This window comes from Shewanella sp. 11B5 (assembly GCF_002836795.1).
GTDB lineage: Bacteria > Pseudomonadota > Gammaproteobacteria > Enterobacterales > Shewanellaceae > Shewanella > Shewanella frigidimarina.
Genome location: NZ_PJAP01000465.1, coordinates 1 through 4,614, shown reverse-complemented (window position 1 = coordinate 4,614; position 4,614 = coordinate 1). Strand labels below are relative to the sequence as shown.

The following is a 4,614-nucleotide window of genomic DNA, read 5'->3' as shown; positions in this document are numbered from 1 at the left end:
TTTTCTTACTAACATCTTCACCAGAGGATAAACTCATTAAGTTTTTATTCGATATTTTGGTCGCTTTTAAAACTGAGTTTTCATCAATGTGGCTTACTATTGATATCAAACTAACGCGAGAAGAAATTGCTGACATACTTCATATTAGCGTCATAAAGTTAGACTTAATGCTGGGGAGCCTCAAAAAACAAGGCATGCTAACCAAAGAAAAAGGAATGTTTAGTATTAATACGGCATTATTTAATGAACTTTCTCCATGTCCTTTAGGTCGAGAAGATGCGCAAGGATGCAAATCGAATAACATGTTAAAATTTAAACCAAAAAATATGATTGAAATCAATAATCAATAGCAGGAAGCCAGTAACTAGAAGCTAGTATTCAGTGCTTAGATATTCGAAACGTCTAATGCAGCGTTACACAAAAGTCACTGCTAGAAACACATTAACAAGACCTGCACTCAGTCGCCGCTATATATTAACTAAACTACATAATATTCAGCTCTAATGTCCCTTCAACCGCCTGCTTAATGCACTTTGGCTAATTCCCAATATTTGCGCTGCCGCTGTTTGGTTGTTAGCTGTACGGCTCATGGCTTCGTCCATTAACGCTTGGTTCATCTGTGCAATGGTAGGCAGTTGTTTAGGAAAGATAATTCGGTCTTGCGGTACTGCCGTTAATGATTTGTGTTCATTAATGGTTTCCATAAAAGCAGAGGTGTTAAGCGCTATACCATCACTGCGACTAACGGCATCAAATACCATGCCTTTGAGCTCGTGTAGATTACCGGGAAAATCATAACTGGCGAGTTTTGGCGCTAAATCGGTTGGTTGAATCGGCGCAGGTAAATTCATTTCTGTTGCGGCTAGGGCGATGAAATGATTGATCAACATAGCGATATCTAACTGCCTTTCAGCTAATGGCGGTAATTTAATTTTATGTGCCCGTAAACGGTAGAGTAGATCGCTCCTAAACTTACCTGCTTGATGAAGTTTGAGTAAATCATCTTGAGTTGATACCACAAACTTACATTTTACCGGATAGGCAGTGTCGCTACCTAAAGGGTAATATTGTTTGCTTTCTAACAGCGCTAATAACTTAATTTGAGCATCCAATGGTAGCGTGCCAATTTCATTAAGATAGAGTACCCCACTGCCCACTTGATGCAATAAACCTGCAACTGCTTCTAGCTCGCCATTATTGTGATGATACAGTTGACCGCACATTTTTTGCTCAAATGACTCACAACTAATACCAGCAAGATTAATGCTAACGAAGGGTTCATTAGGGCTATAAAGTGCATGGCAAGATTTAGCGAACTCGCTTTTACCGGTTCCGCTGGCGCCATAAATTAACAAGGGCTCAGGGCTACATGATACGGCTTCAAGATAACGAAACTGGTCTAATAGCTGTGGCTCGCAAGTTAGCATATTATTGAATGCTTGCGGGTTATCTAAAGTTCGGCTTAAAAATTTCTCTTTGATATAAAGGTAGTTTCTTTCAAGCCCGACCACTTCAAGTGCACGGCGAACTGTTCGTGCAAGTTCATCGACATTGTCTGTTTTAATAAAGTAGTCATAAGCACCATTTTTAATACAACGAACTGCAGTATCAACCTCATTTACCCCAGTAACAATAATGACTCGAGTGTTAGGGAAATCGCTGCGGATCATCGCTAATAATTCTTCACCGGAGTGAAACGGCATGGTGAGATCAACTAGCACTAGCGCATAGTCGCCTACCTGTAAGCGACTATTCACCTGACGACTGTCGACACAAGTGTCAATTTCAGCTTCGGGAACTAGACGGTTCAGGGTTATCGCGAGTGTTCGTAACCATGCTGCTTCGTCGTCGATTAACAAAATATTTCTGGCTAGTTTCATGGGCTAATCCTGTTGTGCTAATGCAAAAGTCAGCCTAATTCGGGTGCCTTTACCTAAACTCGACAGCATCTGCATTTCGCCTTGATGCTCTTTAATTATTTTACTGCACACCGACAACCCTAAGCCGCTACCACCTTCGTTGCGCCTCGTGGTGAAAAAGGGTTCGGTAATACGCTTTAATGTGGCACTGTCCATCCCGCAGCCATTGTCTTTGATACTGAGTATGGCCGTGTTGTTTGCAACATGTGTGTCTATCACTATTATCCCTAGCTGAGCTGAGCAAGCATTACACGCATTTTGAATGAGGTTAATTAACACCTGATGTAACTGTTGAGCATCGCCTGTAATGCAAGGGCTAGGGTCACATAACATGGTGCTGATCTGGTGAGATTTTGTTTGATTCGCGGTGAGGCGCTGGGCCACTTGAACCACATCATTTAAACTCACTAGGGTATATTGATCAGCAATATGCGGCATAGCGTAACGCTTTAGGTCATTAACAATTCGACTGATACGTTTAGCACCCTCTTCTATAGAGCCACAACTATACTGTAATTCTTCAATAGCAATGTCTGGGTTTAGCCCTGCAATAAGCCAGAAAGGATTTTGTTTCTGATAGTGCTTAGCGGCAGGCGTTAAGTCTTTCATGGCTGCGGTAAATAGTGATACTGCATGTACAATAAGGCCGGTTGGATTATTGATTTCATGGGCAATTCCCGCAGACAACTCTCCCAATGAAGCTAAACGACTGGCTTCTTCATTAGCTTGGCGTAATCGATGCTGCTCGGTTGATTCTTCAAGTAGAATCACCACCTGATTGTTGGCAATGGGATGAATTTGTAATTGCCAAAATTGTTGCTGATACCGCATATCGGCAGTAAACGACTTTTGAGTCGACAACACCTCCAATACTGCGGCTTTAAGCTTAAAAACATTGTTGTCGACATAGTAAAATTCATCTGAATCTAACAGGTGAATATTGTTATCGTTACTCCATAAATGCTGGAGTTCCTGGTTTACTATGGTCACGCCATTAGGAAGCCCGTCGAGAACAGATTGGAACTGTTGTGACAATTCAGATATTTCAACTTCAATCCGCTTTCGTTGAATTAATTCGGCATCGAGCGCTTTAGTATGGCGGCGTAAACTAGCGCTTATAAACCCGGTGAAAATCATCCCAATAGCAGACATAATCGCTACTAAAATTGCGAGGGCAAACATGCGCTTTTCGGAAGAGGTTAAATCAACTTTTTCACGCCCGGTGCCAAACCATTTATTAACCAGTTTGTCGTATTCACCCGATAATTTTAACTGCCTAAGCGCCTCGTTAATTTGGTACATCAGTTCAGTTTTTGTCTCATTCGCGACAAAATTAAATGCCCCGTAAATTAACGCATCACTGGAACTTCGCACCGATGGATATAGCGGAAGTAAGCGCCGCGCAACAAAACTCTCGGCAATAACCACGTCGACTTGGTTTTTTATCAGTAATTGAAAACCGGTTTCATACAAATCAACATCCACGCGGTCGAAATTTTGCAGATGGTCAGATAAAAACACATCAACAAAGGCACCATTTTTAATAGCAACCCGCTTACCAACAAGATCTGCCCAATTGTTTATTAACGCCTTACCCTGCAAGGTATAAGCTTTAGCATGGGTTGCATATATAGGATCAGATTGAGCTAACTTACGATCCATGTTCACCGGGCTAACCACAGTAATCACATCGATATCGCTGTCAGGATCATGAACATCTTTTACCAATTGTTGAAAACTCTTTCGACGTACAATAATGCGCTTATTGGTCAGCTGACCAATTCTATCCATCAACTCAATATTAAAGCCTTGATCAACGCCGTTATTCCGCCACTCTAATGGCGCTGTTTTTGAGTGTACGCCAAAGACAATGCTGTCTTGCGCGAGCACAGGCATAGTGATGATGATAAGTAATAACAATAGAGTTTTCATGCCGCGATATTACCCATTTTTTCCACTTGAAACTGTGCAGCATTACCCGAATTAGCAAATCATTATGTACGTTTTCTTATGATGTTAACTCGATGTGATCTATCTCCACATACACTATGCAAAATTGCATATACCTCTTTATAACTATGCATGTTTGCATAGCGCATTTTTAGGCTTGTGATTGAGTTGTCATTTCTGCCCTCTATTATGGTTATCTGGTTGTTGATTGCGCCCCCTTAGGCAAAGATTACATTGAGCGAAAATAATAGCTGATCAACTCGATGCTAATTTGGACCGTATTTTTAAAGTGAAGTGAAGTCAGTTTCACTTCAGCCTAACTAAAACAATAAGAGGCTTCTATAGTTAATGAATCAACCGTCATTACGTATAGAAGGGGGAGCAAAAATGAAAAAGATGAATCTTGCAGTCTGTATAGCCACATTAATGGGCACCGCAGGCCTAATGGGCACTGCTGTTGCGGCTGATAACTTAGCTGAATTCCATGTACAAAACCAAGAATGTGATAGCTGCCATACACCAGATGGTGAACTGTCAAACGACAGCTTAACCTATGAAAATGCCCAATGCGTATCTTGCCATGGCACACTTGCTGAAGTAGCTGAAACCACAAAACATGAACATTATAATGCGCATGCTTCTCATTTCCCTGGCGAAGTAGCTTGTACCTCATGCCACAGCGCACACGAAAAATCGATGGTGTACTGTGACTCTTGCCACAGCTTCGATTTCAACATGCCTTATG

At 41.5% G+C, this 4,614-nt stretch carries 3 protein-coding genes and 1 pseudogene; 2 read left to right on the top strand and 2 right to left on the bottom strand.

The annotated features are described in order from the left end of the window. Positions 1 to 350, top strand: a pseudogene (locus tag CXF78_RS10835) (Crp/Fnr family transcriptional regulator); the annotation flags it as partial. A 150-nt stretch (positions 351 to 500) separates the two neighbouring features. Here the strand turns inward: CXF78_RS10835 and CXF78_RS10830 are convergent. Beyond that, complete coding sequence (locus CXF78_RS10830) at positions 501 to 1,880, bottom strand: sigma-54-dependent transcriptional regulator (RefSeq protein WP_102036780.1); 1,380 nt, start codon at positions 1,878 to 1,880, stop codon at positions 501 to 503. A gap of 3 nt (positions 1,881 to 1,883) precedes the next feature. Further along, entirely contained in the window at positions 1,884 to 3,851 is a 1,968-nt protein-coding gene (locus tag CXF78_RS10825; protein WP_102036779.1) for an ATP-binding protein, read from the bottom strand. A 405-nt stretch (positions 3,852 to 4,256) separates the two neighbouring features. Between CXF78_RS10825 and CXF78_RS10820 the strand changes: the two genes are divergently transcribed. Next, the coding region (locus tag CXF78_RS10820) for a cytochrome c3 family protein (protein ID WP_145991418.1) at positions 4,257 to 4,614 on the top strand (358 nt) is incomplete at its 3' end.

What these genes read in the sequence shown, in the direction of transcription:
- CXF78_RS10830 (WP_102036780.1), bottom strand. Translation starts at nt 1,880, where the DNA reads ATGAAACTAGCCAGAAATATTTTGTTAATCGACGACGAAGCAGCATGG.
- CXF78_RS10825 (WP_102036779.1), bottom strand. Translation starts at nt 3,851, where the DNA reads ATGAAAACTCTATTGTTATTACTTATCATCATCACTATGCCTGTGCTC.